Origin of the sequence: Paenibacillus macquariensis (genome assembly GCF_900156375.1) — a bacterium.
GTDB lineage: Bacteria > Bacillota > Bacilli > Paenibacillales > Paenibacillaceae > Paenibacillus_AQ > Paenibacillus_AQ macquariensis.
Genome location: NZ_FTNK01000001.1, coordinates 65,222 through 84,224 on the forward strand (window position 1 = coordinate 65,222; position 19,003 = coordinate 84,224).

The window sequence follows — 19,003 nt, forward strand, 5'->3', positions numbered from 1 at the left end:
TAAAAGTGAACATAGACAAAATCTAAAATCGCAGGCAAATCGTAAAGAAGATCGGTATTTTTTGTCTCGTGGCTTTCAATGTGCTGTTTTTTGATACATTCCTGGGGTCATTCCTTCAAATTTTTTGAAGGTCCGTACAAACGTACTGACATCCGCATATCCGACGCGGCTGGCAACTTCATTTACCGTCAGTTTGCGATGCATCAATAAGCCCTTTGCCTCAGCCAGACGTGAACGATTGATCGTATCCAGCAGTGCTTCTCCCGTGTAATCTTTATACAGGCGCGATATATAAGAAGGTGTCATCTGGAATGTATCTCCGATCATGGAAATATTCAAACTTGGATCATGGAGATATTTCTCTATGTAGTTCTGGACATCTTCAATTAAATAGCGATGATGGTCCCGCTTCTCGGCTTGAATCCATTCGCATACCTGCTTAAGTTTGTGCTTCATCTGAGCCTTCATCTGCAGAACATGTTCGCAAGCTAACAATTTTTCTACATCCATTAGATGCGACTCCAATGTATGTTTGTTGGTCAGATTCATTTCATCAAGCGTGTTTAGCATCGTGCTGGCTAGGTTGTACATTAAGCATTTCGCGAGCGGAACGGATACGGGATGAACCGAGAAATTTTCTTTAAAAATATCCTCGAGCAAAGCCTCAACTTTAGGATAATTTCCGCTCTTCACCGCATAGACGAGTTGCTGCTCGACACTTATCGGATAATAATAATGATGCGATGGAGCATTCTTCCCGGCATGAGTATCCTCATAGCGAATGAAATGCCCACTTCCTAGCACAACTCGATATTCTAATGCGTCTAATGCCTCGTGATAGGATTGTGTTATTCCATAAATGTCTGAATGAACCCCACCAACCGCTATTGTAAGCTCTACTTGTATCTGTTCCTGCATAAATCCACGAACCTCAGCGGTTATACGCTTCAAGACAAGCTGCTCTTGTTCTTCAGAGATAACTTCCTGAAAATTCACGACACAAGCAAGAACATCATTCATTTCTGTGGTATATACAGCAGCCTCGCTTGCAGCTGTATCTTCAATAACATTCGTTAATATGAAATGAAGCATTTGCTGCTTCTGGTCGGGTAGTTCATCTGATCCGTATTGTTGAAATTTACCGTAATAATCTACATATACAAGCATGACTACGAATCGGTTGGATGGAAACAGGATGTTATGTGCAGCAAGGGATTCGTGGAGGGGAACGTCTTTCTCTGTATATCCTTTAAGAAGTCGGCGCAGGAAATGCGCCCGAATAGTATTGCGATGCTTGTCAAAGCGGATAAGTATATCTTCCTTTTCAGCGAAATGATCATGAATCGCATCCTGCAAGAAGGAATATTCATTCAAGCCACCGTCGAATCGCAGTCCGAATTTATGTGACAGACTCTGTAGCATCACTTGAATAGGCATATAATTTCTACGCAGAAAAAGAATACTGATAATCCCGCCAACAAACAGACACAGTCCTATACTAATCCAAGTAAGCTTACGCATGTATTCCATCTTCTCGTTAAATAAAGATGCCGGTAGAACGGATACATACTTCCATCCTGTTACTTTTGAAGTAATATAAGATACTGCCGCTTGATTATCCTGAATATCCTTATAAACCACTCCTTGTTGTCCTTGTAGCTGATCGTAAGTTAATTGTTGAGGTAAACGGCTAGTATCTTTGGGGGCAGCAATATAACGACTTTCTGTATCCAGTACGAACATCGTTGCATCCGGATGTTGGGGTACACTTTCTATTAATTTAGAGTCTTTCATCAAAAATAAGACGATCGCAGGCGGCTGACCAGGTGTGTTAAAAACAAGGGAACGTGCAAATACAACGACTGGTGTGGATGTACCCTCATCCCAATAATGCATCGGTGTATAGCCGTTCACATATTTTTGATCAAACAGGGCACTCCATTGCTCATAAGTGGTATCTTGCTGCCGACGTAGCTTTTGAAATAAGCCCTGGCGATTCGTATGATCATAAGTTGATATAACGGTATCGCTGTTCGTGTACATCACATATATTTGCTCGATGTAATCGTTTGCATTTTTATAAGTCCGCAAGCTTTCCGATATCTGAAACAAATCGTAATAATGAGCGTCGCTCAGCGGAAGATCGACACTTGAGAAGACGGAAATACTTTTATTTAATGCAATTTCAAGACTCAATTGTTCCAGACCCTTAAGCTTACTGTCAATCGACATCTCCATCTGCTCCAGTAATAATTCATTCGCTCGGTTCGTTTCCACCTTAACTTGATTGAAAGAAATTGAATATAGTACAAAACTGATAAGAATGGGGACCATCAATACGGCAATATACGATATCAGCCAGGTCACGATAACACTTCGGTTGTACTTGCGCAGTTGTTTAAACATACTCACTTACCTCCTAGATGTTATTTCGGGATTCCGTACAATCGCCATGGTTTGCGTCCGCCAAAAGTATTGAACGTTACAGGATGAGTAGGGATCGGCGCAATTATTGGCTTGCTACCGGCAGTATACAAGATGGCTTCCTCACCTGGTTTGAGCATGATATCGATGGACCCATCCTCCTGCAAATGGTATCCAGATCCGGATGTCTTACCTCCAACCTCGACTGTAAATCCTTGATCTGTAGAAGTGAGGTCCGTTATAATTCGGCAAGGTTCTCCGGCCTGGCTATGAATGCGGATGAGCACCGTCCGACCCGCTTCACGGACAGCGCTTACAAGAAATCCACCCTCAGTGCGTAGATTATGAAAGACGCCCTCTTGCCACTCTTCTGGAACGGCTGGAAATACCCGGATTAGGTCTCCCCAGCTTTGCAGCAACATATCCTGTATTGCCTCTGCTCCTGCAAGCGGCGTTTCGATGACCGGCCCCGCCTCTTTATACATTGTATTAGGTTTAATAAGATGCATTAAGCTCCGTAAATAAGCCAGCGCTTCATCCCCTAGCCCTAGAGTTGCTGCAATGGAGGCAGCCCCCGTAAAACTGAAACCGCGCAGATCGCCTTCCATGCCGATCCAATGTCGAAGTGAGCGCGTGATAACTTCTCGATCCTCATCCGAGTTACCAACAATGTGCAGCGGAAATGCAGCCAGCAGATGACTGAAATGTCGATGACCGAACTCAAGGCTTAGCTCACTTCCAATTTGGTATCCTGTATGATCAACTGGAAGCGGAGTAAGCCTAGTGAGAATGTCATTCCAGCGATCCTGTAGCGGATCTTGGATGCCTAATCTCTCAGATGCATATAGTAATGTTTGGCATCCCCAGCGCAATAATGATAGATCATAATGAGTATCAGGAGTCGTTAATTGCTTGAAGGAGCCGTATTCAGGTGATACCATCGCAGGCAAGTGAAGCCTTCCGTCTTCTCCTTCCTCCAGAAGATGCATATATAAGCAGATGCTGCGTCGCAGAAGAGGATAAACGAGATCACGAAGCATATCCTCGTCCATCGAATATCGGTATTGGCGCCAGCAGTTATGCATGAGCCACGTCAGATTTCCGACTTCATCCTCAATCGGACTGTTCAGATCATAGCTGCTGCTTCGGCCTAGACCTGCTGAATCGCTACGGAAGGATTCAGGAACATTGTGAATCAATTGTTCTTGGTGTTGCTGGAGTGAAGAAATAAGAGATTGTCCCAGCTCTAGCCGATTGGCCGTATACACGGGAGAGTAGGTCATTTGGACGTTCATATTAAACCATAATCCCGGCCATGGGGTTGAGGTCATCCATGGACCTTGATTATCAATGGGCAGTAAGTTTTTCCGTGTTGCAGAAGCCAGCTTATACATCTGAATCCAATAAAAACTTTCGAGCTGCATGTCGGGTATGGATATGAAGCTTGCAGGATAGTAATCATGCCACCACTGACGATGATTGGATATCCATGAAGTCCACGCTGGCCCCGAAACGGAAATTCCTTCGAGTTCATTACGAACGGTTTCTTTATCTTCAACTGTGACACCGTTCATCACGGTCAGCAGGCACAGACGGCGATTCCACTTTTTATCTTCAGAATCACTCTTATGTTCATCTGTCTGGCCTAGGTCATGTACCTTCCATGCTGTTGTGCAGCCTTCACCATGGTCATAAGACTGTACACCGAACGTAATTCCTTGTTCTTCAGTGGTGCGCTGCACAGTGGTCACTGGAATATGTTGATTCAGATTGATCCCATCGGCATTTTTCAGAATAGGATCTACCTCAGGATAGGCGTGCCATTTCACCTGCGCTCTGCTTTCACCATCATCTGTGTCGAACTCAACGGCTAATACGGGTGATAAGGCATGGACGAAGGCTCGTATTCTTATCTCGCCCTTTGTTGTAGGGACAACAGCTCGCATTTCTGCGTTCCACAGATCGAGGCGAATCTCACAGGGCTGATAGATCCACCCCTCCATCTCCAAAGTCAATTCGCCAATGGGGACACGCACAGGAAAATCTTTAACGCCGCCTTTACGCGTTGCTGTCACATCTGTCCGCCCAAGCACGAATCGCAGTACATGACGTTTAGCTTTATGTTCCTCGCTGTATATCATAGCTCCAAGTAGTCCATTACCTATGAAAACTCCTTCATCCCAACTCATCGGTCTAGCCTTCCACAACATATCATGACGTGATAGAAACGAAGGCCAATTAATATTTGTCTGTATATAACTGCTCACTATATTTCCCCCTTGTATAGGAATATTATCTCTCTATCATTGTATCCGCTTTCACAATTAAGCGGCGGATCATAGCAGAGATCAATAAACTGGCTGCAGAACTGAATCTCACTTGTCATTGGTTTCTTCTTCCTGCGCTTCTATATCGTAGCATACCCCTGAATTGGGTAATAGAGAATGAGGTGGGAAATCTGTAAATGGAGGTGCATTATCCTTCACAAATAGAGGAGTCCTCATCAAACTATAATTTCAATAGACTTGTTATGGATGAGAAGGTAAAATCAAGGTTGTGTGTATTGGAAATGTGGAAGAGGTGAATGCCTTGTCTTTCGTGACTCGGTTACAGTGGTTTTTTAAATGGAGATGGGGCCAGTATACGCTTGCTATCACTTTAATGGCAGGTGTGAGTATCCTCAGCACGATACCTCCCAAGCTGATCGGAAATACGATCGATCATATTCAGAAAGGAACCTTGACAAGTTCAGGGCTAAGCCAGACGGTTCTATTGCTCGTAGGACTTGCGTTATTGTTGTACATTATGACTTACATATGGATTACCACTTTATTTGGTAACTCGGCCCTCGTTGAGAAGGTATTAAGAGGAAGATTGCTGGCACATTTGACGAAGATGACGCCCGCCTTTTTCCAGCGTAATAGTACGGGGCAACTGATGGCATTAGCAACAAATGATATTTTGGCGATTGGACAAACAGCCGGTTACGGGGTCATGACCCTTGTGAATACGCTAGTGGGTGCCTCGGTCGTTATTATTACTATGATTACGTTAGTTAGCTTTAAGCTTATGATTGCGGCGCTGATCCCGTTGCCTTTTCTGGTTGTCGTGATTAGTCTATTGGGCAAAAAAGTAAGAACACGTTTCTTAGATGCTCAGGCTTCTTTCGGAAAAATGAATGATCATGCGCTAGAGTCCATCTCAGGAATTCGAGTTATTCGCTCTTATGTGCAGGAAGATTACGATACAGAGGCTTTTGACACAGTCACCTCTGAGGTGATGGACAAGAACAAACGGGTCTCGATACTCAATGCACTCTTTCAACCCCTGATTTCACTGATCGTGGGTGTGAGTTATTCCATCGGTATTGGTTATGGCTCTTATCTTGTTTTGGAGAATCAAATTACACTGGGTCAACTGATTACCTTTAACATTTATCTCGGCATGTTAATCTGGCCTATGATTTCCTTCGGTGAATTTATCAATGTATTACAACGTGGAAGTGCCTCAGCGGATCGCTTAGATGTGGCATTGTCTCAAGAACCTGATCTACAGGATGGGGAAGCTTTAGTGGATATTAACAACCCTACTCGGATCGAGATGAGGCAGTTAACCTTTACATACCCATCGGCTAACCATCCTAGCCTAGATAACATTTCCTTTCGCTTGGAACGTGGGCAGACCTTGGGCATTATCGGGAGAACAGGCAGTGGGAAAAGTACATTACTTAAGCAGTTGCTACGGCAGTATCCCATTGAAGAGCAGAAGTTATTTATCGCAGACTACCCTGTGGAACAAATAGCCCTTGATCAAATGAAGCGATGGGTCGCTTATGTACCACAGGAGCATTTGTTATTATCTAAGTCTATTGCTGACAATATTGCGCTTGGCAAGCCGGGAGCATCCCTTGAAGAGATTGCAAAAGCAGTTGAAATGGCTTCCTTCACGCAAGATATTGCTCAAATGCCAGAAGGACTAAACACAGTTGTCGGTGAGAACGGGGTTATGCTATCGGGAGGGCAGAAGCAACGCTTAGCTATTGCTAGAGCTCTGCTAATCGATTCCGAGATCCTACTTCTTGATGATGCATTATCAGCGGTAGATGCACGGACAGAGAGTCGAATTCTTCATCATATTCGCCTTGAACGTGCAGGTAAGACAACATTAATTACTTCACATCGTCTATCTGCGGTTAGTCATGCGAACTGGATTCTAGTGCTGAATGATGGACGTATCATTGAGGAAGGTACGCATGAAGAGCTGATGCTGTTTGGTGGTTGGTATAAAGAGCAGTGGGATCGTCAGCAGATGGAAGCGAGCTTGGAAGATGAAGAAGTTATTCTGAAGGATTCAGACGCGTAGTGAGCGTAGTCACCACAATTTCTAGGAGGCGCTTATATGCCCAAGCAATCCACGGCGAGCAGGCTTTTCGCATATGCGCTCGTCTATAAATTTAGAATTATCGGCGCTCTCCTCATTCTTTGCTGTGCGGTAGGTGCTGAGCTGTGCGGACCCTTTATTACCAAAACAATCATTGATAAATATCTATCTACAGGTGGAGGTGACCTTTCATCTGTACTATGGTTAATTGCATTGTATATCGGGCTTATCTTTATCGCTAGCGTTTGTAACTTTACGCAGTCGTATATTCTACAGTCCACGGCGCTTAGGATTATTAAAAACATGCGTATGGATTTGATGAAGCATATTCAACGGATTCCGTTGAAATATTTCGACAATACGCCGATCGGGCAAGTGGTATCGAGAATCGCCAATGACACCGAGGCGGTGAGGGACTTGTTCATGAGCTTCATGGCGACTTTCGTCGTGAGCTTGGTTCAGCTTACAGGGATTTATATCGCTTTGTTCATCTTAGATGTGCGCCTGGCTTTATTTTGTCTCCCATTACCGCTCATATTCATTGTAATTATGAAGATTCATTTGAAATATTCGAAGAGATTTATCACGATTATGCGTGCTAGACTTAGCGACATGAACGCGACTATCAATGAATCGATTGCGGTGATGCCGATTATCCAAGCCTATCGTCGGGAGAAGGTCACGCTCGAAGAATTTGAAGTGTTGAATGAAGACCGATATGTGAATCAGGTCAAGCAGTTCAGAGTATTTTCCTTATCCTCTCGTAATATTGTGGGTGTGATAGGTAGCTTAGTGACAGCGCTTGTTGTCTGGTATTTCGGTCGTGAGTCGTTACAAACTGTGATTTCCTTCGGGGTATTCTACGCCTTTATTGACTACTTAAGCCGGATCTTTGTACCGATTATTGGTATTTTTGATCAATTGACGAATGCACAGAGAGCGTTTGTATCTTCTGAGAAAGTATTCGCGGTTATGGATTTGGAAGGCATGGAGGTTGAGAAGAGTCACGAGGTAAGTCGTCCTGAAGGTATCGTGAAATTCGATAATGTAACATTTGCGTATAAATCCGGTGAGAATGTGCTGAAGCACATTTCTTTTGAAGCTCGAAAAGGGGAGACGATAGCGCTTGTGGGCCACACAGGCTCAGGCAAAAGTTCCATTATGAATTTGCTGCTTGGTTTCTATGAGCCTGATCAAGGGACCATCTCGATTGATGGCACGGACATTACAACGCACTCGAAGCAAGCTCTTCGTAAGCATATGGGCATCGTACTGCAAGACCCTTATTTATTTGCTGGAGATATTAAATTTAATGTAAGTCTATATAATCAAGATATTTCCTTGGAACGAGTGCAGGCGGCATTAAAAGATGTGGGTGCAGCGTCATTTGTCGAACAGTTACCTAATGGCTATGATGAGCAAGTCGTGGAGCGTGGAAGCACCTTATCTTCGGGACAAAGACAACTGATTTCCTTTGCTAGAGCCTTAGCATTTGATCCATCCATTCTGATCTTAGATGAAGCGACGGCGAGCATCGATAGTGAGACAGAGGGGTTGATTCAACAGGCGCTCAAGGTTGTCAGTGAAGGACGTACAACTCTTGTTATCGCACATCGATTATCTACCATTCGTGAGGCTAATCAGATTCTCGTGTTACATCGGGGTGAGATTGTGGAACGGGGTAATCATGATCAGTTGATGGCAATAGAGGGTCGATACTATAAGATGTATCAGTTGCAAAGAGGAGAAAAGGCATCTTAATGATCACCATTGAGAGATGCGGAAGGCAGAATTAGTTGTAGACAAACCATAAGGGTATCAGTGTAAACAGAATGGATAGAGTCATCAGAAAAAATCTGATACTCCATCCATTTTTATTATTTTTACAGTTAAGACTGTTACACTATTGAACTATTATAGTGTCCTGCTAGTTCAACTACAGTTCCGTTTCTTATGGTACGGTTCTCGGCGCTATCTATAACGGCAGGTTTTAAAAACATTCTATCTGCTCATTGCTTAGCATCGCACTGGCAATCGTCAAAAAGTCCTCCCGACCGATCTCAAAATGACCGTAGGGGAAGGAATACCCCCAATTTCGGTTCTTATGTCAGTAGCGTTTTAACGCTTTTTTCAGTTCGTTTCTAACCCGATGTCGGAATGATTCCGGCTCCAGCGTTTTTCATCATCATTCTCATGTACATATTCTTCCACTGACAAGCCTCCTAGGAGTTCTATACTATATAGACGAGAAATATTAGAAAAACTCTCACTTAGGAGACAAATATTTCATAATTTATCGTTGGATATGGACGATCATCATTAGCGGATGAACAAAAAAGGTAGCTGCAGAAGCAGCCGCCTTTTCGTCAATCTGATTATTCAACTATTTTCTTAGCCACAAAAGATAAGTCAGCAATATCGATTGTGCCATTTGCATCAATATCCATATGCTTGATTTGTTGCCAGTCTGAACTTGTGGAATCTTTGCCGTAATTGGCTGCTACGAGAGCGAGATCGCCGATCGTTACTTTACCGTTATGATTCACATCTCCCGGAATGCCAGCGGCAAGAGCGGTTACCTGAATTCGGAAGGAAGATGTGTCGGCTTCAGACTCTACTCCCTGATTATCTCCCATTATAGCTTTGGAAACCGTGATCATACCATTCGTCGTCTGTAACACGGCCTTAGATTCAAAAGTCAACTTCAATAATTTCATATCGCCAGTGATTGCGTGAGCGGCCCCCTCACTAACGACAATCATCCGAACTTGACCGGGTGTATCCTTCGTCGACAGCAAGGAGATCCCATCCTGCATAGATACAGCGGACGCGAGACTCATTACACTCGAATCGTATTCCATCGTAATGTCTAGCGCATATACACTATCTGTTACGCTTTTCAATCCCAACTGAATCTCGAACTCCTGCCCTCCGACTACATTAACCGGACCCGATAAATCCGTTGTAGGCTTCTCTGGAGTGATCACACCTCCATCGCCATCTCCTTTAACGGGTATGATTTCATGGATCATCGGTTGTACACCGCTATCCCATTGAATCTTAACCCCCAACACATTCTCGAACTTAGAAGTATCAATCGTGTTGTAGGATTGTGATAAGGTACCCGTCTGATGCCATCCATTCTTATCTCTTATTGAAACATCTGCATTTGATATTCGAAGCGGGCTCTGCATAATAATCACTTCACGCAGTTTCGTTTCATTCGAGAATTTATAATTAAGCTGTCCCGATCTCGCCTCCCCCGATGGCGTATAAAAAGTTGCTAGTTTATGATCAATTGCAAATATTGCTTCACTTCCCAAACTACCCTGCGGCACTGCTTGAAGAGATGGATTATCTGTTCCTGGTCTTGCTATGCCTTCATTCACAATGATTTCATTAAGTGCAAGCCAGCTATTCATGTTCTCGGTTGAGATCAATCTCACGTATCTGGCTTGTATTCCATCCACCTGAACCCGCTTAAATCGATATGGAACTTCGTGTTCAGGGAAATTCAGACTACTATCATTTGGATTATTGAAGCTATGAATCGTTTCCCAGTTTTGGCCATCTAGTGACAGCTGAAGATTCCCTTTTCTGAAATAGTCCTTTTCACCATCACCGATGACAACAGCGACATTCTTCACATCAACGATGCCGCCCATATCGACCTGAACGTACTTCCCAGCATCTTGCATTCCGTTGAACCATACTTTACCATCTAATTTTCCGTTATAAACATTTGCAAGTTCGCCTTCATAAATCCCACCATAATTATGAGTAATAACAGGCTCGGAGAACTTATTCAACTTCATCATTAATCGATTTAAATCGAACGAGATGTCACCGTCCTGATTGTTCATTATTCTGATATATGCAGCATTACGATATGGCCCACCAAGAGTTACCTTCTCCCATTCAACACCGTTTTCTGATGACTCTAACGACAACTCTGTCTTTGTACTATCAAGTGAAATCTCTGCTATCTTCTCAATCGTTGGTAGTTTCATCCCTACATATTGTGAAGGCTTTAACGTAATATTGTTGATATCTGATAATTCAACGGATACTTCCGTAACATTCACAATCTTTTCCGCCATGTCTGCTACGTTTGTATATATCCCCGCTTTACCACTCTCGTTAACCGTAAACTCTCTAACTGCAGTCCATAAATCTGGCTTCCCTCCAGGGATCCCAGCATGTGTCAATCGATATCTGACATATCTTGCTTCTAGGTCAAGTCCTTTTGCAGTGATTTTAATACCCGATCTTTCTTCCCCAATAGCCGTCCATGTTTGCCCGTCTAAAGAGTATTCAAGAATTCCTCTTTGGAAAATATCATGGTCCCCGTCATTTCTACCCTGTGTGATAGATACATCTTGAACCTTCGTTGATTTACCTAGATCAACACCATACCAGTCGCCATTCTTTTGAAGTACCTGGAAATAGATGTTCGTGCTGATATCTCCATCAACCATTTTATCTAATCCAGAAGGTGATCCGTAAGAACTCATAGGTAGCATAGTTACAAACTCAGAGTCGATCGATGTGAGAATTTGCGCATCTAATTTGTTAATCAACTGCTCTACAAAAGGAACTAAGCGCTTCGCGCCTGCTTCTACTGTTACATCCGGATAGTTTAATTTCTTGATCTTAATTTTCTTCGATTCTGACAACGCATTTGTCGCTTTAGCAAGCGCCTCCCAAGCTGAAGATAGTTCACCGTTGTGAAGTGCCATAGCTGATATGGTTGCATATTTACTTGATTCTACGACATATTTCAAGCTGTCTAACCAAGGTGTGATTTCCTCAAGCATACTCGCGTTGTTACTCTTTTCTTTAAACGATTTAATGGCTTGCAGTATCTCATCAAAATCGGATATCAATGTATTTCCAGTCTCTGCAACAGGTTGTTTATTGGAAAATTGACTCATAAACCGTTCAAGTTCAGCCTTCACATTCTCTGATTCTCCAACCACAAGGCCATGCCCGCTTGGTGATGGATCACTCAGATGATATGCAATAGTGTTAAGTTCGGAAGCAACCTCAGGTGCAATGTAATCAAATGAGTTCTTCCAGCTCTCATCACTATTGAAATCATCCACGTTCCACGAGTAATCTGCAACGGCGAATAAAGCAATTTTGGATAACTCTGATTGACCCATCGGATTGGATACAACACCTGAAATATTGTGCGTACCCGGCTTTAATACTTCTCCCTTACCTAACATCAGTCTTGAATCCTTGTAATCATTAACCGGCCAGTTTAACCACACATAGGGATCTCTTCCCGTCTCTTTCTTTACCCATTGCATATCTGTCGTGTTTACTGTCCCAACAACACTACTGCCGGTCCACATAAATTCTACATTGTTCGGAACATTTCTTAATGCCTGTAGGTAAGGCTTCCCTGTCTCTCCAGTCCAAGATTGGTTGTAATAAGGAGGACAATACACTAACGATTTAACATCTCCTTTGGAAGTAACCCACTGGGCGACATCCGTAATTAGCTTCACGTGCTTCTCCTTATCGGTCAACGATTGATCTAAGCTAATATCATCCATGAATAAGCCGAATTGACGTACGCCTATGCTATACAGCTGTTCCAGCTTTGCTAACAAAGTTTGCAGTTCAGCGTCATAGTTATTCCAATTAATCATATTAAAGCCCGGATGAATCGCCCATACAAACTGTGTTTTGGATTCATGTCCCACATCGACAAGTTCTTTGATTTTCGCTAATTCATTTGCTGGGTATGGTGTACGCCAAGCAGAATTATGGTACTTATCATCCTTAGGTGCGAATATATAGGAATTCATTTTCATGGTTCCGCCAAATCGCATCAAGCTCATACGGTCCTCATGAGACCAAGGAAAACCATAGAAGCCTTCGATGAATCCTCTCCACTTCGCATCGGAATAATCTTCATACTTCACAGACTGAATGTTCTTCCCAGGAATCTGATCCATAATCATCTTTAATGTCGCTAGCGCGTAGTAAGCTGCATCCGTATCCGCCCCTAAAATAGCGATATTACCTGCTTGTGCTGACTTATTGTCTACATCCAACACGTAGGCATCTTGGTGGTTAAACGCATCGGCATCATAGTTGATGTTTCCATTAAAGTACGTGTCCACATAGCCTTTTGAATTTTTAATACCGACAAGTACATTCGTCTTACCTGGTACGACTGCATCGGATTTCGTAGCACGGATGGATTTGGATGACAGTATGCTATTAAGGAAATTTCGTGTGGACTCATCGATAGCTCCTTCTATAACAAGATTCACATCATCTGTAATGGAAAAATTAGTTCCGCGATAGATTTGACCTTGCGGTAGTGGATAAATTTCATAAGGACTAAGCGCTGCTGCAACTTTAGATTGAGTATCTAGACTTGATGCATCGACACTTACAGGATGGGTATACATACTTACTAAGATAAAAATGACCGTTAACAAGCTTATTAATCTTTTCCCCATTGGAACTTCGCTCCTCAGTTCATATTCGATTCAAAGGCGTTACTCTATCATGTTCCACTCAGCATTAATTTGAGGGAAGAGCAACCTAATCAGTCCTCTTCCCTCGTAAGTCATTCCAAAATTTTCTTAGCAACTAATGCGAGGTCTGTGATATCAATTTTACCGTCACCATTGACATCTGCATGCTTGACCTGAGCCCAATCCGGACTTTCCTTCGTCTTACCGTAATGGGCGGCCACGATGCTCAAGTCACCGATGCTCACTTTACCGTCTCCGTTGACATCAGGTGTGCCTGGCATAATGATCGCTGATATATCGATCATGATGGAAGCAAGAGAAGCATTCGTTTCATTGCCCTCCGCATCACTGATAATCGCCTGTTTCGTTTCAACTTTTCCTGAAGCCATCTGCTCCGTTGCCTTCGCACGCCATGTCATCTCGATGACCGCTCCATCTGTGCTGATTGCATGCTCTGCCCCCGTGCTCACTACGAGCAAATGTACCTGTCCAGATACTCCAGTTACTGTCTCTATGATTTCTACGTGTTCCAGCTTGGATTTAGCATGAATGAATTCGAATTTATCTGCATCATAACGTACGATGATGTCTTGCGCTTGTATCGGTGTTGTTACATGTTTCAGACCTACATCCACGGTGAATTGTTCCTCCGGTTGCACTCCAACCGGTCCATTTAATGACATACTCACTTGATTCGGCGTGCCTTCGTCTTCGAGACTATAATGAATGTTATACACGATCGTCTTCTTACCATCTTCCGATTTCGCAATCACTTTAGCCGTAGATGGGACCGTTACAACCGGTACGATGGTAATACTCGTGTTATCACCGCCCGTTGCCGTAATTTGGGGTATTGTATTAAGACTCTTTATCCGAACGCTAGCTTCATAACTTCCGTTTACTTGTGTAAATTGATTCAATATACTGCTGCCGTCTAACTGAATATCATTAACGGCAGGCTCGCTGTTCGTCACAGCTGATTTACTCAAAATGTTAATCTCCGTGATGGCTAAACTCAGACCTGTCCGTGCGGTCATATCTACACGTAAAGCGGAAGTCCTGACTCTATCAAAAGTATAGAGATTGGCTTTCCCTATTGTCGGTATCGTCGGATTACTTTGTAGATTCGTTACATCCATCCAGTTATCACCGGATTTATATTGAATCTTGAAAGATGCTGGGTACGAGGTTCCGCTATCTCCGAACCAATGGATTTCCATGTTGTCCACATCATATTCAACAGGTTCGAAATCACCAAAGGTGATCGATACCCAATCGCTCTTTCGTGGCGTTCTTTTCCAGTTGCTCCAGCGGTTTTGCGGTGCATCCCCATAAGAAATCACGCCATCATTAATCGCTTCTATTTTGTCTTTAGATGTAGCTTCGTTGTTCGTGAAGGATGCCTCGGCTTTTGGGTACTCGTAACCATTTTTGGCTATGCTTATATTTTTCTCCTTACCTGCTTCATCAGTCACTCTAATCGTTGCCTTTGCTTTCAATTCAACACCCTCAACTGTACCTATTAGGTCAAACATGCCGACAGTATCTAAACGTTCAGATGGGATGTTCGCCCAAGATACTACCTTCTGTTCTTCCGTACCGTCGTTGAAATAAACCGTCAACTTTTGCGGCAAGTCTGGCATTTGTTTACGTAATACAGCCCTAGTTATATTCTCCACTGCTAGTGCGCCCTTCACGATGATCTTTGCATTGGCCTTGATATCCGTTCCCGCTACGCTACCTAATACCGTAAATTTTCCGTATTTTCCATAAAGAGAAGGATCAATAGCTTCCCATGTCACCTTTACGGCCGCAGAGCTTGCATCGTTATAATGGGCAACTACCGTTTCAGGGAGCACAGGTGCTACGCCCTTATCAACCACAACGGTAATAGGCTCCAATCTCTCAATTGCCTTTGCTTCAGCTTCCATTTGTATATGAATGCTATATTCAGTGCTAACCAGCCCGCTCTCCGATGTCACAATAATTCTGGATGTACCCGGCAACGAAAGTGCTGGCAATATCGCAACCGTAGAATGATCGGCTCCTATTGCCTCGACCTTAGGAAGATCGCTTCCAATTGGGAGTGTAAGCTCATAACTCCGCTTCGCAACATCGAAATCCGCTAACGCTTTTCCATTGACAGTAATTCCACTGAGATTAGCTGTCGCACCCATGATGATCTGATCGGTATGAACTTCAACCTCCGTCAAGGCAACATACTTGCTCTTTTGTGATGGAGTCATGTGGAATTTCAGCTTCTCCGTTGTCACCGTGTCAAATCTGATTTCATTTTTCTGGACTACAAAAGGAGATGGTTGCGTTTGATTCTGTACATCTGCCCATACAGTGCCATTCCAATATTGCACCTTCACCGCACTTGGCACAACGGTACCTGAATCTGTAAACACGAACAAATCTAAGTTGTTAATCGAATACGTTTTGCCAAAGTCGACTGTAATGGAGTCACCCTCGTCACGTGGAGTTCTAGTCCAATTGGACCAGCGATTGACAGGGTTATCGTTGTAACTCTTTTTCCCATCGTTAATATGATTTAGATTATCTGCCGGATTCGTGAAACTGGCCTCAAGTTGCGGGAAAGAAGAACCCTCATTACGCAGCATAATATTAACCGACTGGCTTTCGTTCGTAACTCTAATGTTAGCTTGTGCTTTAATATCCGTCTCAGCTACGCTGCCATTGATGACAAAGCTTCCTGTTTCATTTACTTTACCTTCCGGGATGGCTTCCCATGTGACTTTAGCATCCTTCTCTGTATTATCACTGTATATCAAGCTTACCTGAGATGGCAGATTAGGAAGAACACCGACTTTTGTCACTACTGCAATCGGCTTCACCGCCACAACACCTTTAACTGTTACATTTGCTGAAACCTTCTTAGTAATGCCTTCCACTGTACCTTCCACGGCAAACTTACCGATGTGAGCATAAAGTGAAGAATTGACCGGTGACCATGTCACGCCCTTTGTTGCAACCGATGAATCTCTGTAATAGACTTTGACTAATTCAGGCAATATCGGCGCTTTATTCACCTGGGTAATAACATTAACCGGTTCAAATCCAACAACCGTTTGTGAATTACCTTCACCATTCGGAATAGTGAACACCTTAACCCCGTCGCCTGCAAGCCCACTGGAGGATGCATTGAGTGTCATCTCCCCAGCCTGTTTATCCGATTGGATAATAACTAGCGCTTTGCCGTTGAACGCCTTCCGCTTATTATCCTTGTATCTTTCAACACTTGCCCCATCACCATTATCAACACCCACCAACTCACCATTACCTGATAGTGTGAAATTAACAAGATTGTTAGCATTAGGTACGATGTTTCCTTCACTATCTACAACATCAACCGTTATGAAGGAAGTATCCTTGCCATCAGCAGTGATCACCTGTCTATCTGCGGTTAATCGCACAGAGGCCGGCGCTCCTGCGGTAACCACTTTATCTCTTGCAATAACTTTGCCTGCTTCATCCTTGGCAATGGCTTCTAACGTACCGGATTTGAAAGGCACAGCCCACTCTAAATAAGTCTTGCCTTCTGTTGTTTCTTTATATGGAGCGCCCCATGAAGTGGTTTTGTTCACATAACTTCGCTCTCCAAGCGACTTACCATTCAGCACTAATTCAACGGTGTGAGCATTCGTATATGCTAAGACTCTAACCGTTTCTCCATCTTTCCAATTCCAATGGGGCAGAAGATGAACCATCGGTTCTTTCTTCCATTGACTCTGATAGTAATAGAAGATATCTTTTGGAAAACCAGCCGTATCCACAGCACCGAAATAAGAACTCTTGGACGGAAATGCGTTGTAGTAAGGCGTAGGCTCTCCAATATAGTCGAAGCCGGTCCATATAAATTGTCCTGCTACATTCTTTAAGTCTCTGTCCCGTTTCCATGCGTCCTCCGCCGTTCTTCCCCAGCCTACATAATCGTTGTCGTAAGAGGATTGCTGCATATCCGCATATTTCGTACTTTCATTATAAGTGTAAGGATGTGTATATACGCCTCTTGAACGTGTTGCAGATGAGGTTTCTGCACCATAGATCTTCCAGTCAGGATTCTGTGTGTGGTATCCAGCATAATTATTCTCGCTGTAGTTGAGCCCTACAACATCAACCGCATTAAAGATTTCCTTCACATAACTATTAATCGGCGTAACATTGACCTTATCACCTCTTGTTTTATCCTCTCCGATTGTCGTTGGTCGGGTAGGATCTACTTCTTTAATCCAGCGAACAAGATTACGAGCAGTCGTCACTCCGCTGGCGCTCGTCGTATCATAAATTTCGTTACCTATTGACCACATAATAATAGATGGTTCATTCTTGCCTCTATCTACCATTTCCTTAATATCGTGCTCCGCCCATGTGGAGAAGAACCTGCTATAGTCATATGTTTTTTTCCCCTGATTCCAGGCATCAAAGGCTTCCTCAACAACCAGTAATCCCAAATTATTGGCAGCTTCCAATAGCTCAGGCGAGGCAGGATTATGAGTTACCCTGATGGCATTTACACCCATGTCCTTCATAATTTGCAATTGCCGTTCCACAGCCCTAGCATTTACTGCAGCTCCGAGCGAACCCAAATCATGATGCATAGATACTCCATGCAGTTTCATATATTGTCCGTTTAAAGAGAATCCATCGTTACTATCAAAATTGAAATATCTTACACCAAAGCGGGTCTCATACGTATCCACCGTTTGCCCACCAACAATAACTTCTGTGACAACCTTGTACCTGTAGGGGTTATCAGTGCTCCACAACATCGGGTTATTGATGACTGTGTTGTCTTCAAACGTGGTAACCGTGCCGGCAATTGCCGTTCTAGTCTCCGATTCTACTGTCGAAACGGCTGTCCCATCGGCATTATATATCGTGGATTTCACCTTTACTTCCGCTGGTTTCCCCGATTCATTATTAATCTTTGTCTTCAAATTCACATCCGCTCTACCCGCTGTATAAGCGCTCTCCAAATTAGGTGTCGTCACATATGTACCGTATCTAGCCACGTGAATAGGGTTAGTCACCGTTAAATATACATTCCTGTAGATTCCGCTGCCTGAATACCAGCGACTACTAGGCTGCGTATTATTCACTTTGACAGCAAGCATATTTTCTCTGCCGTCTGTGTACACTTTGTCAGAAATATCATAGGAAAAGGCATTATAGCCATAAGGATATGTCCCTAGCAATTGACCATTTAGATAGGTCGAGCTATTCATATACACGCCGTCAAAGTCAATCGAAATACTCTTTCCTGCCATGGTTGCAGGAACCGTAAAGGCTTTGCGGTACCAGCCAATTCCACCATCCAGATATCCTCCCTCATGGGTTGCTGGAGAATTAGCGTTGAAATCAAGTTCAATACTCCAGTCATGGGGCAGAGTCAATTGGCGCCATGCGTGATCATCAAAGCTTGGAGCTTGCGCTCCTGAAATGCTACCACTCGTTTCTCTTTGAAAACGCCAGTTATCATTGAAATTAATTCTTCTCTCTTCGTTGTAGGTAATGGCATTGTCAGTAGAGGATACAATCGTAGGCTCTGGGTTTACTACTTGTTTCGCAGACGCCGGAGATATAAAATTTGATAAAAGCAGTCCTGTTGCTAAACACATTCCTACACTCTTACGTAACCATTGTTTTTGTCTCATTTGGACCTCCATCTACAAATA

At 43.4% G+C, this 19,003-nt stretch carries 6 protein-coding genes; 2 read left to right on the top strand and 4 right to left on the bottom strand.

The features are described from left to right. Nucleotides 1-75: 75 nt before the first annotated feature. Together BW961_RS00265 and BW961_RS00270 are read right to left on the bottom strand one after the other, a co-directional pair. Nucleotides 76-2,406: a helix-turn-helix domain-containing protein gene (locus BW961_RS00265; RefSeq protein ID WP_068590341.1), complete on the bottom strand. Its 2,331-nt coding sequence runs from the start codon at nt 2,404-2,406 to the stop codon at nt 76-78. Between the two features lie 20 nt (nt 2,407-2,426). Then, nucleotides 2,427-4,691 carry a glycosyl hydrolase family 95 catalytic domain-containing protein gene (locus tag BW961_RS00270; RefSeq protein WP_068590339.1) on the bottom strand — a complete coding sequence of 755 codons (2,265 nt, stop codon included), beginning with the start codon at nt 4,689-4,691 and terminating at the stop codon, nt 2,427-2,429. Between the two features lie 322 nt (nt 4,692-5,013). Here BW961_RS00270 and BW961_RS00275 point away from each other — a divergent pair, with 322 nt between their 5' ends. Together BW961_RS00275 and BW961_RS00280 are read left to right on the top strand one after the other, a co-directional pair. Next, complete coding sequence (locus tag BW961_RS00275; RefSeq protein ID WP_068590597.1) at nt 5,014-6,786, top strand: ABC transporter ATP-binding protein; 1,773 nt, start codon at nt 5,014-5,016, stop codon at nt 6,784-6,786. Nucleotides 6,787-6,822: 36 nt separating this feature from the next. Further along, nucleotides 6,823-8,565: an ABC transporter ATP-binding protein gene (locus BW961_RS00280; protein ID WP_068590337.1), complete on the top strand. Its 1,743-nt coding sequence runs from the start codon at nt 6,823-6,825 to the stop codon at nt 8,563-8,565. A gap of 614 nt (nt 8,566-9,179) precedes the next feature. On the opposite strand, the gene BW961_RS00285 is transcribed toward BW961_RS00280, so the two are convergent. Together BW961_RS00285 and BW961_RS00290 are read right to left on the bottom strand one after the other, a co-directional pair. Further along, nucleotides 9,180-13,286, bottom strand: coding sequence for a beta-N-acetylglucosaminidase domain-containing protein (locus tag BW961_RS00285; RefSeq protein WP_068590335.1), 4,107 nt, complete (start codon nt 13,284-13,286; stop codon nt 9,180-9,182). A gap of 110 nt (nt 13,287-13,396) precedes the next feature. After that, nucleotides 13,397-18,982 (bottom strand): Ig-like domain-containing protein, encoded by a 5,586-nt coding sequence (locus BW961_RS00290; protein WP_068590333.1) that lies wholly within the window; start codon nt 18,980-18,982, stop codon nt 13,397-13,399. Nucleotides 18,983-19,003: the final 21 nt, after the last annotated feature.

Bases quoted from the DNA above. Each gene is read 5' to 3' on its own strand.
- BW961_RS00285 (WP_068590335.1), bottom strand. From the start codon at position 13,286: ATGGGGAAAAGATTAATAAGCTTGTTAACGGTCATTTTTATCTTAGTA.
- BW961_RS00280 (WP_068590337.1), top strand. From the start codon at position 6,823: ATGCCCAAGCAATCCACGGCGAGCAGGCTTTTCGCATATGCGCTCGTC.
- BW961_RS00265 (WP_068590341.1), bottom strand. From the start codon at position 2,406: ATGTTTAAACAACTGCGCAAGTACAACCGAAGTGTTATCGTGACCTGG.
- BW961_RS00290 (WP_068590333.1), bottom strand. From the start codon at position 18,982: ATGAGACAAAAACAATGGTTACGTAAGAGTGTAGGAATGTGTTTAGCA.